Origin of the sequence: Cohnella yongneupensis (assembly GCF_042655785.1) — a bacterium.
In the GTDB taxonomy this organism is placed as follows: domain Bacteria; phylum Bacillota; class Bacilli; order Paenibacillales; family Paenibacillaceae; genus Cohnella; species Cohnella yongneupensis.
Window position 1 is genome coordinate 69,689 of sequence record NZ_JBHSNC010000024.1, and the last position, 16,230, is coordinate 85,918.

17 protein-coding genes and 1 tRNA gene are annotated in these 16,230 nt (G+C 55.3%); 4 read left to right on the forward strand and 14 right to left on the reverse strand.

Annotation, left to right across the window (positions count from 1 at the left end; translation table 11 throughout):
- Window positions 1-95: 95 nt before the first annotated feature.
- The 5 genes from clpX to ACFPQ4_RS07595 all read right to left on the reverse strand — a co-directional run bounded on the left by clpX (window position 96) and on the right by ACFPQ4_RS07595 (window position 4,823).
- The gene (gene clpX / locus ACFPQ4_RS07575; protein WP_378111178.1) at window positions 96-1,352 is read right to left on the reverse strand and encodes an ATP-dependent protease ATP-binding subunit ClpX; all 1,257 of its coding nucleotides are present in this window, start codon (window positions 1,350-1,352) and stop codon (window positions 96-98) included.
- Between the two features lie 38 nt (window positions 1,353-1,390).
- Window positions 1,391-1,984 carry an ATP-dependent Clp endopeptidase proteolytic subunit ClpP gene (gene clpP / locus ACFPQ4_RS07580; protein ID WP_378111179.1) on the reverse strand — a complete coding sequence of 198 codons (594 nt, stop codon included), beginning with the start codon at window positions 1,982-1,984 and terminating at the stop codon, window positions 1,391-1,393.
- Window positions 1,985-2,174: 190 nt separating this feature from the next.
- A complete protein-coding gene (gene tig, locus ACFPQ4_RS07585; protein WP_378111180.1) occupies window positions 2,175-3,464 on the reverse strand; it encodes a trigger factor in 1,290 nt (429 codons plus the stop codon).
- Between the two features lie 105 nt (window positions 3,465-3,569).
- On the reverse strand, window positions 3,570-4,493 hold the full coding sequence (locus ACFPQ4_RS07590) for a hypothetical protein (protein WP_378111181.1): 924 nt from the start codon (window positions 4,491-4,493) through the stop codon (window positions 3,570-3,572).
- A gap of 135 nt (window positions 4,494-4,628) precedes the next feature.
- The gene (locus tag ACFPQ4_RS07595; protein WP_378111182.1) at window positions 4,629-4,823 is read right to left on the reverse strand and encodes a hypothetical protein; all 195 of its coding nucleotides are present in this window, start codon (window positions 4,821-4,823) and stop codon (window positions 4,629-4,631) included.
- Window positions 4,824-4,970: 147 nt separating this feature from the next.
- On the opposite strand from ACFPQ4_RS07595, the gene ACFPQ4_RS07600 reads away from it, so the two are divergent.
- Window positions 4,971-5,047, forward strand: a tRNA-Arg gene (locus tag ACFPQ4_RS07600).
- A gap of 72 nt (window positions 5,048-5,119) precedes the next feature.
- Here the strand turns inward: ACFPQ4_RS07600 and ACFPQ4_RS07605 are convergent.
- On the reverse strand, window positions 5,120-6,106 hold the full coding sequence (locus ACFPQ4_RS07605; protein WP_378111183.1) for a Gfo/Idh/MocA family protein: 987 nt from the start codon (window positions 6,104-6,106) through the stop codon (window positions 5,120-5,122).
- 136 nt (window positions 6,107-6,242) lie between these two features.
- Here ACFPQ4_RS07605 and ACFPQ4_RS07610 point away from each other — a divergent pair, with 136 nt between their 5' ends.
- Entirely contained in the window at window positions 6,243-6,671 is a 429-nt protein-coding gene (locus ACFPQ4_RS07610) for an EamA family transporter (RefSeq protein ID WP_378111184.1), read from the forward strand.
- A gap of 94 nt (window positions 6,672-6,765) precedes the next feature.
- Here the strand turns inward: ACFPQ4_RS07610 and ACFPQ4_RS07615 are convergent, their stop codons facing one another.
- Genes ACFPQ4_RS07615 through ACFPQ4_RS07625 form a run of 3 tightly spaced genes read right to left on the reverse strand, consistent with a single transcriptional unit; the run spans window position 6,766 to window position 7,621 of the window.
- Window positions 6,766-6,900, reverse strand: a complete 135-nt coding sequence (locus tag ACFPQ4_RS07615) for a hypothetical protein (RefSeq protein ID WP_378111185.1) — start codon at window positions 6,898-6,900, stop codon at window positions 6,766-6,768.
- 15 nt (window positions 6,901-6,915) lie between these two features.
- Complete coding sequence (locus ACFPQ4_RS07620) at window positions 6,916-7,269, reverse strand: hypothetical protein (protein WP_378111186.1); 354 nt, start codon at window positions 7,267-7,269, stop codon at window positions 6,916-6,918.
- Window positions 7,270-7,291: 22 nt separating this feature from the next.
- On the reverse strand, window positions 7,292-7,621 hold the full coding sequence (locus ACFPQ4_RS07625) for a hypothetical protein (RefSeq protein ID WP_378111187.1): 330 nt from the start codon (window positions 7,619-7,621) through the stop codon (window positions 7,292-7,294).
- A gap of 112 nt (window positions 7,622-7,733) precedes the next feature.
- On the opposite strand from ACFPQ4_RS07625, the gene asnB reads away from it, so the two are divergent.
- A complete protein-coding gene (gene asnB, locus ACFPQ4_RS07630; protein ID WP_378111188.1) occupies window positions 7,734-9,590 on the forward strand; it encodes an asparagine synthase (glutamine-hydrolyzing) in 1,857 nt (618 codons plus the stop codon).
- Between the two features lie 550 nt (window positions 9,591-10,140).
- Here the strand turns inward: asnB and ACFPQ4_RS07635 are convergent.
- From ACFPQ4_RS07635 to ACFPQ4_RS07645, 3 genes are all read right to left on the reverse strand, one after another.
- Complete coding sequence (locus tag ACFPQ4_RS07635; protein WP_378111189.1) at window positions 10,141-10,770, reverse strand: XTP/dITP diphosphatase; 630 nt, start codon at window positions 10,768-10,770, stop codon at window positions 10,141-10,143.
- Window positions 10,767-11,513 carry a ribonuclease PH gene (gene rph, locus ACFPQ4_RS07640; RefSeq protein WP_378111190.1) on the reverse strand — a complete coding sequence of 249 codons (747 nt, stop codon included), beginning with the start codon at window positions 11,511-11,513 and terminating at the stop codon, window positions 10,767-10,769. Before rph ends, ACFPQ4_RS07635 begins: the two co-directional genes overlap by 4 nt.
- Before the next feature lie 207 nt (window positions 11,514-11,720).
- Window positions 11,721-12,791: a GerMN domain-containing protein gene (locus ACFPQ4_RS07645; protein ID WP_378111191.1), complete on the reverse strand. Its 1,071-nt coding sequence runs from the start codon at window positions 12,789-12,791 to the stop codon at window positions 11,721-11,723.
- Between the two features lie 154 nt (window positions 12,792-12,945).
- Here ACFPQ4_RS07645 and ACFPQ4_RS07650 point away from each other — a divergent pair, with 154 nt between their 5' ends.
- Window positions 12,946-13,500, forward strand: coding sequence for a phosphatidylglycerophosphatase A family protein (locus ACFPQ4_RS07650; RefSeq protein WP_378111192.1), 555 nt, complete (start codon window positions 12,946-12,948; stop codon window positions 13,498-13,500).
- Window positions 13,501-13,925: 425 nt separating this feature from the next.
- On the opposite strand, the gene ACFPQ4_RS07655 is transcribed toward ACFPQ4_RS07650, so the two are convergent.
- Together ACFPQ4_RS07655 and fni are read right to left on the reverse strand one after the other, a co-directional pair.
- A complete protein-coding gene (locus ACFPQ4_RS07655) occupies window positions 13,926-14,933 on the reverse strand; it encodes an MBL fold metallo-hydrolase (RefSeq protein WP_378111193.1) in 1,008 nt (335 codons plus the stop codon).
- 118 nt (window positions 14,934-15,051) lie between these two features.
- The gene (gene fni, locus ACFPQ4_RS07660; RefSeq protein WP_378111390.1) at window positions 15,052-16,125 is read right to left on the reverse strand and encodes a type 2 isopentenyl-diphosphate Delta-isomerase; all 1,074 of its coding nucleotides are present in this window, start codon (window positions 16,123-16,125) and stop codon (window positions 15,052-15,054) included.
- Window positions 16,126-16,230 lie beyond the last annotated feature (105 nt).

A 16,230-nucleotide genomic window follows, 5' to 3' on the forward strand; every position in this document is an offset into this window, starting at 1 on the left:
GCCAAAGTCCACCCCGGATATGTTCGGGGTGGAACCGGCAATTAAGGCGTACGCCGAGCGACGGATAAGCCGATTCGGCTTTCGTCCTGCTTGCGTTACGCGCTCTCTTCTTTTTTCTTGCCTTTCTTGGTCGTAAGCTCCGGAGACATCTTATCCTTGATAACCTTCTCGGTTACGAGGCAGTTAACGACGTCGTCGCGCGAAGGCACTTCGTACATGACGTCCAGCATGACGCCCTCGATGATCGCCCGAAGTCCGCGCGCTCCCGTGTTGCGCTTGATCGCCTCGCGAGCGATTTCCTCGAGCGCTCCGCCATCGAATTCCAGCTTGACGTTATCCATCTCGAGAAGCTTCTGGTATTGCTTAACCAGCGCGTTCTTCGGTTCGGACAAGATGCGTACTAGCGCAGCCTCGTCAAGCGGCTCCAACGTGGAAATCACGGGAAGACGACCGACAAATTCAGGAATAAGCCCGAATTTGAGCAAATCTTCCGGTTGCGCGAGCGACAAGTATTCGCCGGCTTTCATGTCCTTTTGCCCTTCGAGCACGGAGCTGAAGCCGATGACCTTCTTGCCGATGCGGCGTTTGATGATCTGTTCCAGGCCATCGAACGCTCCGCCGCAAATGAACAGGATGTTCGTCGTATCGATCTGAATGAACTCCTGATGCGGATGCTTGCGGCCGCCTTGCGGAGGAACGGATGCAACCGTGCCTTCGAGAATTTTCAGAAGCGCTTGTTGCACGCCTTCGCCGGAAACGTCTCGAGTGATCGACGGATTCTCGGATTTGCGGGCGACTTTATCGATTTCGTCGATGTAGATGATGCCGCGTTCGGCTTTCTCTACGTCGTAATCTGCCGCTTGGATGAGCTTAAGCAAGATATTCTCTACGTCTTCGCCGACATAACCGGCTTCCGTCAAAGAAGTCGCGTCCGCGATCGCGAACGGTACGTTCAAAATCTTGGCCATCGTCTGCGCAAGCAACGTCTTACCGGAACCCGTCGGTCCGACGAGCATGATGTTACTCTTCTGGAGCTCGACGTCTTCGATCTTCGCTTGCGAGTTGATCCGCTTGTAGTGGTTATAGACCGCCACGGACAGCGATTTCTTAGCTTGCTCTTGTCCGATGACGTATTGATCTAGAATGTTCCGAATGTCTTTCGGCTTCGGAATGTCTTTCATGTCGAGCTCTTCTTCATGACCGAGCTCTTCCTCTACGATTTCCGTGCACAGCTCGATGCACTCATCGCATATATATACGCCAGGACCAGCTACCAGCTTGCGAACCTGATCCTGAGATTTGCCGCAGAACGAGCACTTCAATTGACCCTTCTCGTCGCTAAATTTAAACATGTAAACCCTCCTTTGAAAACGGCTTTAACTCGCGCTGATTATACGCTCGTGGCGATAGGCGCGGTAATCACGCGGTCGACCAATCTGTATGCAACGGCTTCTTCCGCACTCATGAAGTTGTCGCGATCGGTGTCGCGCTCGATCTTCTCGTACGGTTGACCGGTACGTTCGACGTAAATACGATTTAACTTTTCCTTCGTCTTCAGGATCCAATCGGCATGAATCTTAATGTCGGATGCTTGACCTCTCACCCCGCCGAGCGGTTGATGGATCATGATCTCGCTGTTAGGCAACGCAAAACGTTTGCCGGGAGCGCCTGCGGTCAGCAAGAGCGAACCCATGCTGGCAGCCATGCCTACGCAGATCGTGGATACATCGGGCTTGATGAATTGCATCGTATCGTAGATTCCCATGCCAGCCGTAACCGAACCGCCAGGAGAGTTAATGTAAAGATGAATATCCTTCTCAGGATCTTCGGCAGCCAAGAAAAGCAGTTGGGCAATAACCAGATTGGCAACATCGTCGTCAATCGCGCTTCCCAGAAAAATAATCCTGTCTTTCAAGAGCCTAGAGTATATGTCGTACGACCGCTCTCCGCGATTCGTCTGTTCGACGACCATAGGTACCAGCATGCAACCAACCTCTTTTCTAATTGGACTTCAAATCTCGGTACTATTCTAACACGTTCAAATCCGAATGTCATGTTGACAAGCGCCTGTCGGGTATTACCGATTCGCCATGCTTGTTCTCGCTATGTAATTGGGGTGAAAAATAAGGCACGCGGGTTACACGTGCCTTATCGTATCGCTTGATGCTGTAAGTTTACGCGGATTTGCTTTGCTCGACGAGGAATTTCACGGCTTTGCGAACTTTCAGGTCGGAGCTGAGGTTCTCCAAGTAACCGTTGGAAGCGAAGATGTCGCGAAGCTCTTCGGCCGGACGGTTATAAAGCTTGGAAAGGTTCTCCAGCTCTTCTTCGACGTCCGCTTCAGATACTTCAAGACCTTCTGCTTTAGCGATTTCTTCGAGTACCAGGTTGTTGCGGACGCGTTTTTGGGCGTCGCTCTTCATTTGTTCTTTCAGCGCAGCTTCGTCTTGACCGCTGAACTGGTAGTACATTTGAAGGTTCATGCCTTGCATGCGCAGGCGGTTCTCGAAATCTTTCAGCATTTGATCGATTTCGCTGTTCACGAGCACTTCAGGCACTTCGAGCTCTGCGCCTTCCGCAGCTTTGTCGACGATCGCAAGCTCGCGAGCGCCTTCCAAATCTTTCGCTTTGCGTTCTTGCAGTTTGCTCGTCAAATCTGCTTTGTATTCGTCGAGCGTATCGAATTCGCTAACATCTTTCGCGAACTCATCGTCGAGCGCAGGCACGTTCTTGCGCTTGATTTCATGCAGCTTGACTTTGAACACGACAGGCTTGCCTGCCAAGTTCTCCGCGTGGTAGCTCTCAGGGAACGTAACGTTGATGTCTTTCTCTTCGGCAATGTTCAAGCCGACGACTTGTTCTTCGAAGCCTGGGATAAAGGAGCCGGAGCCCAGCTCGAGCGAGTATTGCTCGCCTTTGCCGCCTTCGAACGGCACGCCGTCCAGGAAGCCTTCGAAATCGATAACCGTTTGGTCGCCAAGTTGAGCAGGACCTTCGTCAATGACGGCGAGCTCTGCATGGCGTTGTTGAAGACGGTTCAACTCCGCGGAAATTTCTTCCTCGGTTACGGCAGCGTCTTCTACAGGCACTTCAAGACCTTTGTATGCGCCAAGCTTAACTTCAGGCTTAACGGTAACTTTCGCCTTGAATTTGAAAGCTTGTCCTCTGCCGAATTGCTCGACGTCCACGTCGGGACGATCGATCGGCTCGATACCGGCTTCTTCAACGGCTTTCGTATACGCTTCCGGCAACAAAATGTCGATCGCGTCTTGGTACAGGCTTTCGATACCGAAACGAGCTTCGAAAATGCCGCGCGGCACTTTGCCTTTACGGAATCCAGGTACGTTCACTTTTTGAACGACTTTACGGAACGCTTTGTCCAATGCGACCGTTACTTGGTCCGCATCGACCTCGACGTCAAGGACACCGATGTTCTTCTCTATTTTTTCCCAGTTTGCTTTCATATTATGCTTTCCCCTCCGTAACTTCTTGCCGCGTTTTATGCGGCCATTACATAAACCATTCTATTATAAAACAACATCGACCGCCATTCAAGGAAAAACCACTCATCATGAATTGCGAGGCTCCAAGGCGTATTGGCGCAGCCACCTGAGCGCTTGTTCGTAACGAAAGCGCAGCTCGGCCGTAATGCCGTATTGTTCTCTAATCCACTCGTCGTTCTGCTTGCCTTGGAGCTTCTCCAGAAGAAGCTGGTGAAGCGCCGCAGCCCATAGGTCGGATATGCTGTCGCTGCCGTCGATCATGCTTCTGTACATGGATGACCCGTAAGCCGATTGCACGCATTCCTTCCACATTTCCTCCGCGAAGTAGCTGAGGGTCGGATCGGACACTTCGGCGGCTTGATATACGCGCTCCAGCACATCGTGAATGCCCGGAGGGAATTCGGCAAACGCAAGCGGCGTATCGCCGGCCTCTACCGTCAAGCTTTCCCCGTCGCGCCAAAACATAACAGGCCCGCTGCTTCCTTGCTTTCGCAAAGCCTGCAACGCTCTGAACTGGACGGACGGCAAGTAAGGCTGCCGTGCCAACCATTGCTTGAGCGCGTTCTCGATGTCCGGATGTTCGACGTGCATGAGCTGCCCGAGCGCAAGCAACTGTTGCTCGGGATCGTCCCCGTTGTAAAGAGAGGCCAACAGCTTCGGTATGTATTCGGTATCGGTCTGCACGCGGTCAATTACTTTCCGCTTCAGCCAGCCGTCTTCTTCCTGCTCGTCTTCCTCTTCTTCACCCTCGAGCAACCCGTCCGGGTTCAACCCGCTGACCGCTTCCGGGAAGGCGGCGTCCAGCCACCCGAGCAGCGCTTGCCATTCCGTATGATGACGCTCGGCATCGCCATGGCATTGCAGCAAAAACTCGAGCAATCCCTTCGCGTCGCCGTATCGTTCCGTCTCTAACATCTTGGTCAATTGAATCTGATAGTAGTCAAGCGTCTTCGGAAATAAGACGAGATTATCTTTATGTTGCTCCGTCATGGGGATTCCCCCTTCCAAGCCGTCCAACGCGGCATGTTCCATCTATCACCGCATTATAGCACGAACAGCAAGGCAAATGGAAAAATGCGCCGTTCGAAGCTTGAGCCATTGCCTAATCGGGAATCCGCAAGCAGATTACAAGCCGCTGACAGGACGAGCCGCCAAAATTCGCTCCAGCGCGAACGTCCGGTACGCTTGTTTGACCGTATCGAACCCCCTAAGCTTCCCTCGATCCACTTGATAAACGCTAATTTGCCGTTTCGTGATGTTTCCCTTGCTGTCCTGGTAAATGAGCTCGATGATCCGTCCGATGAATTTCTCGATAGACACTAGATTCGCCTCCAACAGGAACATTTGTTCTTATTATATTACGAACAAACGTTCTTATCAAGCTTTCCCCGTCGTGAAGCCGATAAAATAAATACCAACTATAGCCTTGCGTATCAAAATAAATCTGTGATACAATAGCTCTCGCGTGTCCCAGTAGCTCAGCTGGATAGAGCACTCGCCTTCTAAGCGAGTTGTCGGGGGTTCGAGTCCCTCCTGGGACGCCATTGACACGAATGTATGCAAAAGTTATATAGCGTAGCAAAAGCCCGCGAACCTAGGTTCGCGGGCTTTTGCTTTTATTCGAACGGATACTTCAAGTTCCATTGCCATCTAATGCTGTCCAGCGTGTTCATAATCTTAGCCGTCTCGTCCAGTTTCAAGCCGTCGCTTTCCAGGCGTCCTTCGCGGAGGCATGCCATCGCTTCTTCCGCTTCGAACGCGAAGCCGTGCGCCTTGCGATCGTCGTTGATCGTGACCGGCTCTTCGCCCGAGACATTCAAAGTCGCGGACCGCGCGGCGAGGAAACCCGGTACATGAATGTGTCCCTTCGTTCCGTATATGACGGCGTCGTTAACCATCCCGAGCTGCACGGAACCATGCAACGATGCGGTGCGTCCGCCCGCGTATTCGAACAGTAAGGAAAATTGCTCATCCACGCCTGTCTCTCCGATTCTGACCGTACTCATGATTTTATCCGGCTGCACCCCATACACCATGGAAGCGAACGAGACGGGATAAATACCGGCGTCCAGCAACGCACCTCCTCCTAGCGCGGGGTTGAGCAACCTGCCTTCCGGCTGCCAGCCGACGTTAAAGCCGAATTCCGCCTTCACGAGCCGCACCTCGCCGATTTTCCCTTCCGCGAGCCACTCGCGCACTTTGCGAATCGCAGGCAAGTAACGGGTCCACATCGCCTCCATCAAAAACACGCCGTTCTGCTTCGCGCACGCGATCGCTTCTTCCGCTTCATCCGCGTTCATCGTAAACGGCTTCTCGCACAATACGGCTTTGCCCGCGCGAAGGAACGTCAGCATGTTCTCCTTATGTATCGGGTGCAGCGTGCCTATGTACACGATATCGACGTCCGGATCTTGCGCCAGCTGCTCCATGCTTCCGTATGCTTTAGGAACGCCGTACTCCCGGGCGAATTTTTCCGCTTTGCCGAGATCGCGCCCCGCGACGGCAACCAATTCGGCGCCTTCCGCGAAGGCCAAATCTTTGGCGAACAGGGAAGAAATCCATCCCGGCCCCGCGATTCCCCATCTAATCTTCTTCACAGCCATCCAAGCATCCATCCTTTCGCTTTGCTTTTCGCAATGCTGCCTTATTATCTCATATCCGTAGGCTAACGATGGCCAAGTCAGGTAAAATAAGAGAAAAGTCATGCGTTGCGATAATAAAACGGAGGTACATGCAACTATGGGAATGTGGCTCGTATATGCGTTATTGTCCGCGGCTACCGCTGCTTTGGTCGCGATTTTCGGCAAGCTCGGCCTGAAAGATATCGACGCTAACGCCGCGACGGCGATCCGCGCGGTCGTGATGACGGTATTCCTCCTCGGCGTCGTCCTCGTGCAAGGAAAATTCGGGCAGCTCGGCGAGATCGTCGCCCAGCGCAAAGCGATGTTCTTCATCCTGCTAAGCGGGGCGGCGGGCGCGCTATCTTGGCTGTTTTATTTTCTCGCGCTCAAAACGGGTAAAGTAGCTCAAGTCGGACCGATCGATAAACTAAGCGTCGTCCTCGCGGTCGTACTGGCGTATTTCTTCCTCGGAGAAAGAATCTCCTATATGAATGCGGCAGGCGTCGGGCTCATTGCCATCGGCGTCGTTCTGACCGCGCTAAAGTAGGGGTGAAACCAAATCAACCATGAGAAAAAGGGTCGCTCCAAGGAGAATAAAAACTTCTCCTCGGGCGACCCTGCTTCATGCAAAGCCTATTTGATTACCGATTGTGCGGCCTCGCCGGACTGTTCTGCGCGGGATGGAGCTCGTCGCGCTTTTTGATGACTTGCTGCGCGTATTGATCTCCCTGGTTGGCGTATTTATTGCCGTCGTTCTTCTTGAATTTGTCCGCCATGGTTGTTCCTCCTCGTTAATCGGCCTCCCGCTTAAGGTTCCTTTCGAGCGCTTCCTTTACTCCTTCGCGGGCTAACAATTGAGCGGCAAAATCTTTCCGGTCGAACAGTCCCAAATGGTCGGGTCCCGAAAAAATTTGCGGCGAGACGTCGTACATCGCGCTATGCATATTGTTATCGAACCAATCGATCTCGGCGTCCGCGTCGTTCGTCAACACGTTCTCCAATTTGAACGCGCCGTTCGAGTCGACGCTGAAATAGGCAACCAGCTGCGGATCTCTCGGATGTCCCGTGTACACCTCGACTTCGGCGAGCCGATGCCCCCCGCGGTCCAGCACCCTGCAATACCGGGCATCGCGAACCGTAATCATCGCGCGGATCTCCCCCGTTTGTTCAATGTAAAATACCCATCGACTCGATATGGCGTTTCGTCTCATCGGTGCCCAGCTCATAGAGCAATTCGTACACGCTATGGATGAGCCCGTCGTATGTCGCGTCTTCCGGGGAATCGCTTACCATAGGGCTGCCTTCGAGGGTGAATGCGCCCGCTTCGTCCGTGCTGGACGTCTCCTCGAACAGCTCCTGCAATTGGTTAAGCTCCTCCTCGTTTGCGCGAATGACGAGCTCGAACGGAGCCGCCTCTTTATCTTCCAATACTTGTCCCGCTCCGACCGAGACGTAATACGTCTTCCTATCGCTGTCCGGCACATGGGCTTCAGTCATTAGGCCATGAGGTCTCCTTTCCCGGTATCGTACCGTTTCCGTAATGTATTTTCTCCCCGCGGACATACATTTTATGCCTTATTTCGCATATCATCTGGTGAGGTGAAGTCGCATGTGTGGAATAACCGGCTGGATCGATTGGAATAACGATCTAACGAAGCAGGCGGATACGATCGAGAAAATGACCGAAACGTTGGAATTGCGAGGTCCTGACGCGGCCGGAACCTGGCTGTCGCGGCATTGCGCGTTCGGGCATCGCCGGTTGTCCGTCATGGACCCCGCCAACGGGGCGCAGCCGATGATTCGTCCTACGAAAAACGCCGATCACCATGATTGCGTCGTCGTCTACAATGGCGAATTGTATAATGCGCCTGAGCTTCGCAAGGAGCTAGAGACGCACGGCTACCGCTTCCGCACGACCTGCGACACGGAAGTATTGTTGCTGGCTTACGTGGAATGGGGACCGGTATGCGTGGAGAAATTCAACGGGATTTTCGCGTTCGCGATTTGGCAGACCGATGAAGAAAAGCTATTTATGGCGCGGGACCGGCTTGGCGTCAAGCCGCTTTTTTATCGGCGGGAAGAAGGACGGTTGCTGTTCGGCTCGGAACCGAAGGCGATTCTGGCGCACCCGGACGTCCCTGCGGAAGTGGACGCGGAAGGTCTTGCCGAGTTGTTCGTCATCGGACCGGCGAGAACGCCGGGTCATGGCGTATGGCGCGATTTTTTCGAGCTGAAACCGGGACATTGCATGCTGTACGATCGCGACGGCATGCGCACGACCGCCTATTGGCAATTGGAGAGCGCCCCGCATGAGCACGACGAAGCCGAGACGGCCGAGCGGGTCGGCGCGCTGCTGAAGGATACGGTAGAAAGGCAACTGGTGTCCGACGTCCCCGTCTGCACGTTATTGTCGGGCGGACTGGATTCTAGCGCCTTGACCGCGCTAGCCGTCGATTATTACGAACGGGAAGGACAAGGCAACGTTCACACGTTCTCCGTCGATTACGTAGACAACGATAAGCATTTTAAATCTCACGATTTCCAACCGAACGCCGATGCGCCTTGGATTACCCGCATGAGTCAGCACTTGAACACCGTCCACCACCCCGTCCAATTCGATACGCCGGAGCTCGTGGATGCGTTAGAGGCGGCAGTGCTCGCGAAGGATTTACCGGGCATGGCGGACATCGACGCTTCGCTGTTGTTGTTTTGCCGCGAGATCAAGAAGGAAGCGACCGTAGCGATTTCCGGCGAAGCAGCCGACGAAATCTTCGGGGGCTACCCGTGGTTCCATCGCGAGGAGGCGCTCAAAGCGGAGACGTTCCCTTGGTCGCTAGCCACGGGGATGCGCGCGGGATTGCTGTCTCCGGAGCTACGCGAGAAGCTGCAGCCGCACGTGTATTTGGCGGACCGTTACGCGCAAGCGATCGGGGAAGTGCCGGAATTGCCGGGCGAGGACGAGGCGCGCAGACGGATGCGGAGAATGAGTTACTTGAACGTAACCCGCTTCATGCCGACGCTGCTCGATCGCAAAGACCGGATGAGCATGGCCGTCGGATTGGAAGTTCGTGTTCCGTATTGCGATCACCGGCTTGTCGAATACGTCTGGAATATTCCTTGGGAAATAAAGACCGCGGGAAGCCGCGAAAAAGGTATTTTAAGAAAATCGCTCGAAGGCGTTCTTCCTCATGACGTGCTGTATCGCAAAAAGAGTCCTTATCCGAAAACGCACAACCCTAACTATTTGATCGCCGTCCGCTCGCGATTACTGGATCGGCTCGACGATCCAACCTGTCCGTTGTTGCCGCTCATTAATACGACGCGCGTTCGGGAGCTGGCCGCTAATCCGGATTCGAGCTCGCATTTGCCATGGTTCGGACAGCTCATGTCCGGCCCGCAGTTGTTCGCCTACTTATTGCAGATGGACTTCTGGCTCAGGCACTATAAGGTGCGGATTGTATTGTAGGGAGTTAGCGCGCATTATGACGTATCGTAAAATGTCCCTTTACAACGATATCCCCTTCGCTCAGGTAGCGAGGGGGATTGTTGTTTTTACTCAAGATGAACTAGCTCCGGTCCGGCTGCAACCTTGCTTTCCGAGGTTACACTTCCTCCGCTCACCTGTTTCCACGCTGCAACCTTGCTTTCCGCGGTTACACTTCCTCCGTTTTCCTGTTTCCACGCTGCAACCTCGATTTCCGCGGTTACACTTCCCTTAAGGGCATATGTGCCTCTATTCCATGAAATCCCGATCCTGCGACGCGTTTACGGGCATATATGCCTCTATTCCATGAAATCCCGATCCTCCGATGCGTTTAAGGGCATATGTGCCTCTATTCCATGAAATCCCGATCCTGCGACGCGTTTAAGGGCATATGTGCCTTTATACCGTGAAAATCCGATAAAACAATGATGGTGTGTCTTCCTGAGCGACGGGGATATCGTTATAAATAGCAAAAAAAGAACCGTATGTGCGTCACATCCCGTGCGCTCCATACGGTCCTTCTATAATGTCGCTAACTTTGCAACCGCGCGATAAGCTTCTTGATCGCGTTGCCGCGATGGCTGATCGCGTTTTTCTCCGCAACGGTCAGTTCGGCCATGCTCTTGCCGTGGACCGGCACCCAGAACAGCGGGTCGTACCCGAAGCCGTCTTCGCCGCGAGGCTCGCCGAGTATGAACCCCTCGATCGTGCCTTCCACCTGCACCAGGCTATCGTCCGCCGGATCGTACATCGCCAGCGCGCATACGAATCGCGCCGTGCTATGTGCATCCGGCACGCCGTCCGCGCGAACGCTCGCTCCTGCGGCGGTTAACTCCCGAAGCAACTTAGTGTTGTTCTTCGCGTCCGTCGCGCCTTCGCCCGAGTAGCGGGCGGAATAAACGCCGGGCGCCCCGTCCAGCGCATCGACGCACAAGCCGGAATCGTCGGCCAGTACAGGCAGCTTGATGATGTCCGCTACCGCTTTCGCTTTAATGAAGGCGTTGTCCGCGAACGTCGTTCCGGTTTCCTCGATGTCCGGCACGCCGTCGATCTCGCGCAAGTCTTTCACTTCGATGCCGAGAGCGCCGAACGCTTCGCGAAACTCCTTCGTCTTGCCGCCGTTGCGGGTCGCGATCACCAGCGTTCCGCCGCGTTCGATCATGCCTTGCCTCCGCCGATCCGCGCGCCAGCCGCTCCGAGCGTATCCTTTTGCAGCTCGATCAGCTTCAGAATGCTCTCTTCGGCCAGCGACAGCATAGCGTCCAACTCTTTACGGGAGAAAGGAGCTTCCTCGCCCGTGCCTTGTACTTCGACGAACGCGCGCGCGCCCGTCATGACTACGTTCATGTCGACTTTAGCTTTCGAATCCTCTTCGTAGTTCAAGTCGACGACCGGAGTCTCTTGCATGACGCCGACGCTAATCGATGCCAGATAGTCCGTCAGCGGGTAATTACCGAATTTCACGGTGCTATCCAGTTTATGTATGGCGAGCGCCAACGCGATATACGCGCCGGTAATCGACGTCGTGCGGGTGCCGCCGTCTGCCTGCAGCACGTCGCAGTCCAGCGTGATCGTCCTTTCGCCAAGGGCGTTCAAATTCACGACGGAACGAAGCGCGCGACCGATCAAACGCTGAATTTCCATCGTCCTGCCGGTAAGCTTGCCTTTGGCCGACTCGCGCTGATTGCGCGAATGAGTTGCGCGAGGCAACATCGAGTATTCTGCCGTAACCCAGCCTTTGCCTTGCCCTTTCAAGAACGGCGGCACTCTCTCTTCGACGCTGGCCGTGCATAACACTTTCGTGTCCCCGGCTTCGATGAGCACGGAGCCTTCCGCATATTTATTCGGGTGTAGGGTGACGGAGAAAGATCTCAAGTCACCGGGCTGTCTACCATCGGATCTCATTATCGTTATATGCCTCCCACGTACTGAATCTTACCCATTCTACCAGAGTATCCGGACAAAAGCATCCAGAGCGGATACCCGCGTTCTGGATTAAGTTTTCCAACTCGGGCATTCTAGGAGCATGGAAACAATTGGCTGAGCGTACGCAAAATGCGCCTCCGCGGCCAACAGGCCAACCGAAGGCGCATCCGAATATCCCGGGTACGTTTAACCTTTCAATGCATTGACGACGGTAGGGCGCAGAACCGGTTGATCGAAATTCCGATCCTTTGAATCCAAGAAGGAATCGTCGCCGTTCATGACGACCCGTACTTGCGGCGCGCCGGTTGCTTCCGTCAACGTCAGCACTAGCGCCTCCATCATGTCCGCGGACACGTCGGAGTTCGGCTGCCAGCTGTCGTCCTTCAACGATACGTTGACGGTATCGGCCAGTTGGCTCAATTGCTCGATCGTCATCGCGGATTTCAGCACGGGCTGCAGCGTTTTTCCGTCCGACGGTCCTTTAATAAGCTGCTCCAATGCCGCGCGGGCACGGTCGGCGGACCTATCGATGACGCGGGTCACCGGCACGAAGTAACCTTCTCCCGATGCCGATTGCGACGAGAAGTATAAGGTAACTGCCATCGAGCGGTTCAGGTCGACGCCCTTCGCTTGCTCGACGTTAATGCCGATCGCGCGGGTCAATACGTCGTACACGGGCATTCCCGAGGAAGGGAGACTGCGCAGCGGCTGGCCGGCGACGGTAAGCTTAACTTGGTTAATGCCCGGAAGCTCGGTCATCGTCCAGACGATCGCCTCGAGCATGTGGCGTTCATCCGCGGCGATCATCCCTGGCAGAGGAGCCGCGAAGTCGATCGTCATCGCGCCTTTCGCATCGTCGACTTTAACTTCGTCCGCCTTCAAGCCCGCGGGCAATATCGCCGTAAAGCCTTCCGGAAGCTGATCCTTCAATTTGTCGTCGGATGTCATCCAAGCGATCGCTTGTTCCGCTGCCTCGGACGGGGACTCGCCCGCTAAATTAACGCCGAGCGTCATCGGTGCCAAATACCCGTTCCGGTCCATAAGATATACGGTAAGCTGATCCTTGTTCAGGGACACGTCCTCGGCCGTTCCGTCGGAGTCGCCAAGCATCATATTCTCGACGTCGGACGGCGGAGGGTCTACCGCCGCGTTTTGCTGGTTGTTGCCGTTTTGCGTGCAAGCCGCGATTAATGGGAGCAGCAGCAGGACGGACGCCGCCATTTTTCGCTTAATGATCCGATCGAATTTCGATTTCATCTTCTATTCCTCCCACTAGGGACCGTCGGTTCTTCGCATCCCTATTTTGTAGTACTATGTATACGAGCCCCCTGGACAATTATGTATGGTTTGTCCTCGAGAGACTCCGATTCGCATGCGGAAGCTTCATCCGCCAAGAAGAGAGGTGTTGTTCATGTCAGAACCGAACGTCTATCGTCTGAACAGCAAATTCGTCGCCCAATCGACCGAAGAGTGGCTTACGAAACGCGGGGTAACGAAGGAACAGATCGGACAGCTGGTCATGCTCCTGCAAAAAGATTATTTTCCCGAGCTTACGCTTGCGGAATGCGTGGCCAGCGTGGAACGGGTATTGTCCAAACGCGAAGTGCAAAATGCCATCCTAACCGGCATCCAGCTGGATTTGCTGGCAGAGGAAGGCAAGCTGCTCCCTCCGCTGCAGGACATGATCAAATACGACGAAGGGCTGTACGGGTGCGACGAAATACTTGCGCTTAGCATCGTTAACGTCTACGGCAGCATCGGGTTTACCAACTTTGGCTATATCGATAAATTCAAGCCCGGCGTGCTCAAGAAATTGAACGACAAGAGCAGCGGTCAAATTCATACGTTCCTCGACGACATCGTCGGCGCGATCGCGGCAGCGGCATCGAGCCGTCTTGCGCATCGCAAGCAAGCGGAGCGCGAGGCGGTTCAGGAAGCTTTGGATGAGGGCGGAGCATCGGGGTGAGGTGCGGTGAGGGCACGCGATTGCGTAGGGTATCAGATTTAGTTGCTTGATGCGCACCTAAATCCGCCCTACGACGTTTGCGGCTCTACGTAGTTGCTTAAACCGCAACTAAATCCGACCGAGAACCCGCGGGGCAATCGAAACCGCCGATTAGTTGCTATTAATGCAACTAATCGGCGGTTTTTCTCTATTACAGGCTATTTAAATGCTGCCGGCGCAACTAAACGAGCCATGCAAGTGAGCTTGAACTATCAACGACAACTAGCTAAACAAGACGAAGAGCTGTTCTGCGCTCAATGCCACCCTCCAAGAGTGCTTACCCGATCCCCTCTCGAAAATAAAAATAGCGCCGTCCCGCCGAATTCTAGATCCGATGGTACGGCGCATGCTTATGGGAATAGTCTATCGCAGTCGATCGACAGCGTCTATCCGGTTCTTTCATACCGAATCCGCCCGGCTTCCTCGATGCGTCTAGCGACGCCCCGCCGCTCCAGCACGATCAAATGCGCGATCGTCTCCGCCAGCGCGAACCTGAGCTGGTGCGCGTTGCTCCGGAGTTTAGGTCCGAACAGCAGCTCGCACATTTCGAACGCCGATACGGAGACGTCGCCGAGGAGCTCCGTCATTTTGGCTAAACGGCGTTCATGATGCTCGAGCAATTGTTCCACCCGTTTGCGAAAATCCGGGAACGGATCGCGATGGCCCGGGTAAGCCATCTCCACCTCCAGCGAACGCATCGCGGCAATGCTATCCAGGAAAGAACCGAGCGGATTGTCGTCCGCGTTCGGCATCCAGCCGATATTAGGAGAAATATCCGGCAGCACCTGATCCCCGCATAGGAGCTGCTTGGCGACCGGATCATAAAAGCTCAGATGGCAAGGCGCATGGCCGTCGCCTCGAACCATAAGCCATTCCGCGCCTCCCATGCGAATCCGCCCGCCGGGCTCAAGGATTCGAACGTCGGTCGGGTGCGGCGAGACTCTGGCTCTGAAAGAGAAGAGATGCTCCCGCATGTCCGCTTCCAGCTCCGGCGCAAGCCCGTTCGCGATCAACGCTCGGGTCAGCTCATCCGAGAACGTCTCCCCTTCTCCCCATAAGCGGATCGCCGCGTCCAGCGCAATTCGCGAAATGTAGACCGGCGCGCCCCCGGATCGTTGTTGAAACCACCCGGCTAAGCCGTAATGGTCCGGATGATGATGCGTGAGCACGATTCGGACGATGCTTGACCAAGCAATGCCGCATTCCGCCACCGTCTTTTCCCAGAAAGCTATCGTATCGTCCGTATGCAAGCCCGGATCGATAATCGTCCAGCTTAGTCCGTCTTCTTCGGGCAACAGGTAGCTGTTCACCCACTTCAGCGCGAACGGCAACGGCACCTTTACCTGAATCCAGCCGCCGGCTAGCTTCGTCCATGCATTCGTTCTATCCGTCATGATTGCGTTCGCCTCCCTACGGCCTTCGACCTTTCAGCCATGTCCTTCTACTCCTTAGCCATAGTAACCGAATCGCCAATCGTTGCCAAGACAAGCCAAACGGATACGTGCGCGAGCTTTATCTTCTCACGAGTCTTTCCGTCCCCTTCAGCACTTCGATACTGCCGGCGCCTATCGCGAACATCGCCGTCCGCAGCTCCAGTTCTACGCGAGCGAGCCTTGCCGACAACAATTCGACGGACGCTACCGCATCCTGCAGCAGCATCCGGCCGAATCCCGCCAAGTCCGCGCCAAGCGCGATCGCTTTGGCGGCGTCTACTCCGCTGCGCAATCCGCCGCTAGCGATGAGGGGATAACTCCCGTCAAGCGCGGCGCGCGTCTCGCGAACGCACTCCGCCGTAGGAATGCCCCAATCGGCGAACGCTTCCGCGGCTTCCCGTCTATTCGGATCTTTGTTGCGGTACTTCTCGACTTGGCTCCAAGACGTTCCGCCGGCGCCAGCCACGTCGATGAACGCCGCCCCCGCGTTCTTAAGCCGTCGCGCGGTTTCACCGTCGATGCCCCAACCGACCTCCTTCAATCCGACCGGCACCTCGAGCTTTCGGCAAACGTCCTCGATCCGCCGAAGCAAGCCGCCGAAATTCGTATTCCCTTCCGGCTGGAACGCCTCCTGTAGGGCATTCAGGTGCAAGACGAGCATATCGGCTTCCGCCAGCTCTACCGCTCGCCTGCAATACTCGACGCCCATGCCGTAATTCAGCTGCACGGCGCCCAAATTCGCAAAGAGCAGCGCCGTTGGCGCCTCGCCGCGTACTTGGAACGTGTCGGCCAACCGATCATGCTCCAGCGCCGATCTGACGGACCCGAGACCGATCGCCCACCCTTGCGCTTCCGCCGCCGCGGCAAGCGTCCGGTTAATGCGCCCCGTCTCCGGAGAACCGCCGGTCATGCTGCTGACGAGCAACGGAGCGCCGAGCCGATGCCCCATGAATGCCGTCTCCAGCTGAACGTCCGCGAGGTCGAGCTCGGGGAGCGCCGCATGCTTGAACCGGTACTCTCCGAAGCCGTTCGTCACTCCGCGCCCTTCGACCGGCTCCTCCAAACAAATGCGGATATGGTCCGCTTTGCGGTCTCCGAGCCCATCCGGCGCTGCATCCGATGCCGAATGATCGCCATCGTTCGAATAACCCAACTTCAATTCACCCCCGTCCTAATCTGATAGGTCAATCACCGATAGATATCTGTCCTCATACAATGGAGTATTCTCGCGAGCCCCCGGGAAGGAGCCTACCAAAGC

What these genes read in the sequence shown, in the direction of transcription:
- ACFPQ4_RS07645 (WP_378111191.1), bottom strand. Translation starts at nt 12,791, where the DNA reads ATGAAATCGAAATTCGATCGGATCATTAAGCGAAAAATGGCGGCGTCC.
- ACFPQ4_RS07655 (WP_378111193.1), bottom strand. Translation starts at nt 14,933, where the DNA reads ATGACGGATAGAACGAATGCATGGACGAAGCTAGCCGGCGGCTGGATT.
- tig (WP_378111180.1), bottom strand. Translation starts at nt 3,464, where the DNA reads ATGAAAGCAAACTGGGAAAAAATAGAGAAGAACATCGGTGTCCTTGAC.
- ACFPQ4_RS07615 (WP_378111185.1), bottom strand. Translation starts at nt 6,900, where the DNA reads ATGGCGGACAAATTCAAGAAGAACGACGGCAATAAATACGCCAACCAG.
- rph (WP_378111190.1), bottom strand. Translation starts at nt 11,513, where the DNA reads ATGAGATCCGATGGTAGACAGCCCGGTGACTTGAGATCTTTCTCCGTC.
- ACFPQ4_RS07605 (WP_378111183.1), bottom strand. Translation starts at nt 6,106, where the DNA reads ATGGCTGTGAAGAAGATTAGATGGGGAATCGCGGGGCCGGGATGGATT.
- ACFPQ4_RS07650 (WP_378111192.1), top strand. Translation starts at nt 12,946, where the DNA reads ATGTCAGAACCGAACGTCTATCGTCTGAACAGCAAATTCGTCGCCCAA.
- clpP (WP_378111179.1), bottom strand. Translation starts at nt 1,984, where the DNA reads ATGCTGGTACCTATGGTCGTCGAACAGACGAATCGCGGAGAGCGGTCG.
- ACFPQ4_RS07635 (WP_378111189.1), bottom strand. Translation starts at nt 10,770, where the DNA reads ATGATCGAACGCGGCGGAACGCTGGTGATCGCGACCCGCAACGGCGGC.
- asnB (WP_378111188.1), top strand. Translation starts at nt 7,734, where the DNA reads ATGTGTGGAATAACCGGCTGGATCGATTGGAATAACGATCTAACGAAG.
- ACFPQ4_RS07610 (WP_378111184.1), top strand. Translation starts at nt 6,243, where the DNA reads ATGGGAATGTGGCTCGTATATGCGTTATTGTCCGCGGCTACCGCTGCT.
- ACFPQ4_RS07620 (WP_378111186.1), bottom strand. Translation starts at nt 7,269, where the DNA reads ATGATTACGGTTCGCGATGCCCGGTATTGCAGGGTGCTGGACCGCGGG.
- ACFPQ4_RS07625 (WP_378111187.1), bottom strand. Translation starts at nt 7,621, where the DNA reads ATGACTGAAGCCCATGTGCCGGACAGCGATAGGAAGACGTATTACGTC.
- clpX (WP_378111178.1), bottom strand. Translation starts at nt 1,352, where the DNA reads ATGTTTAAATTTAGCGACGAGAAGGGTCAATTGAAGTGCTCGTTCTGC.
- ACFPQ4_RS07590 (WP_378111181.1), bottom strand. Translation starts at nt 4,493, where the DNA reads ATGACGGAGCAACATAAAGATAATCTCGTCTTATTTCCGAAGACGCTT.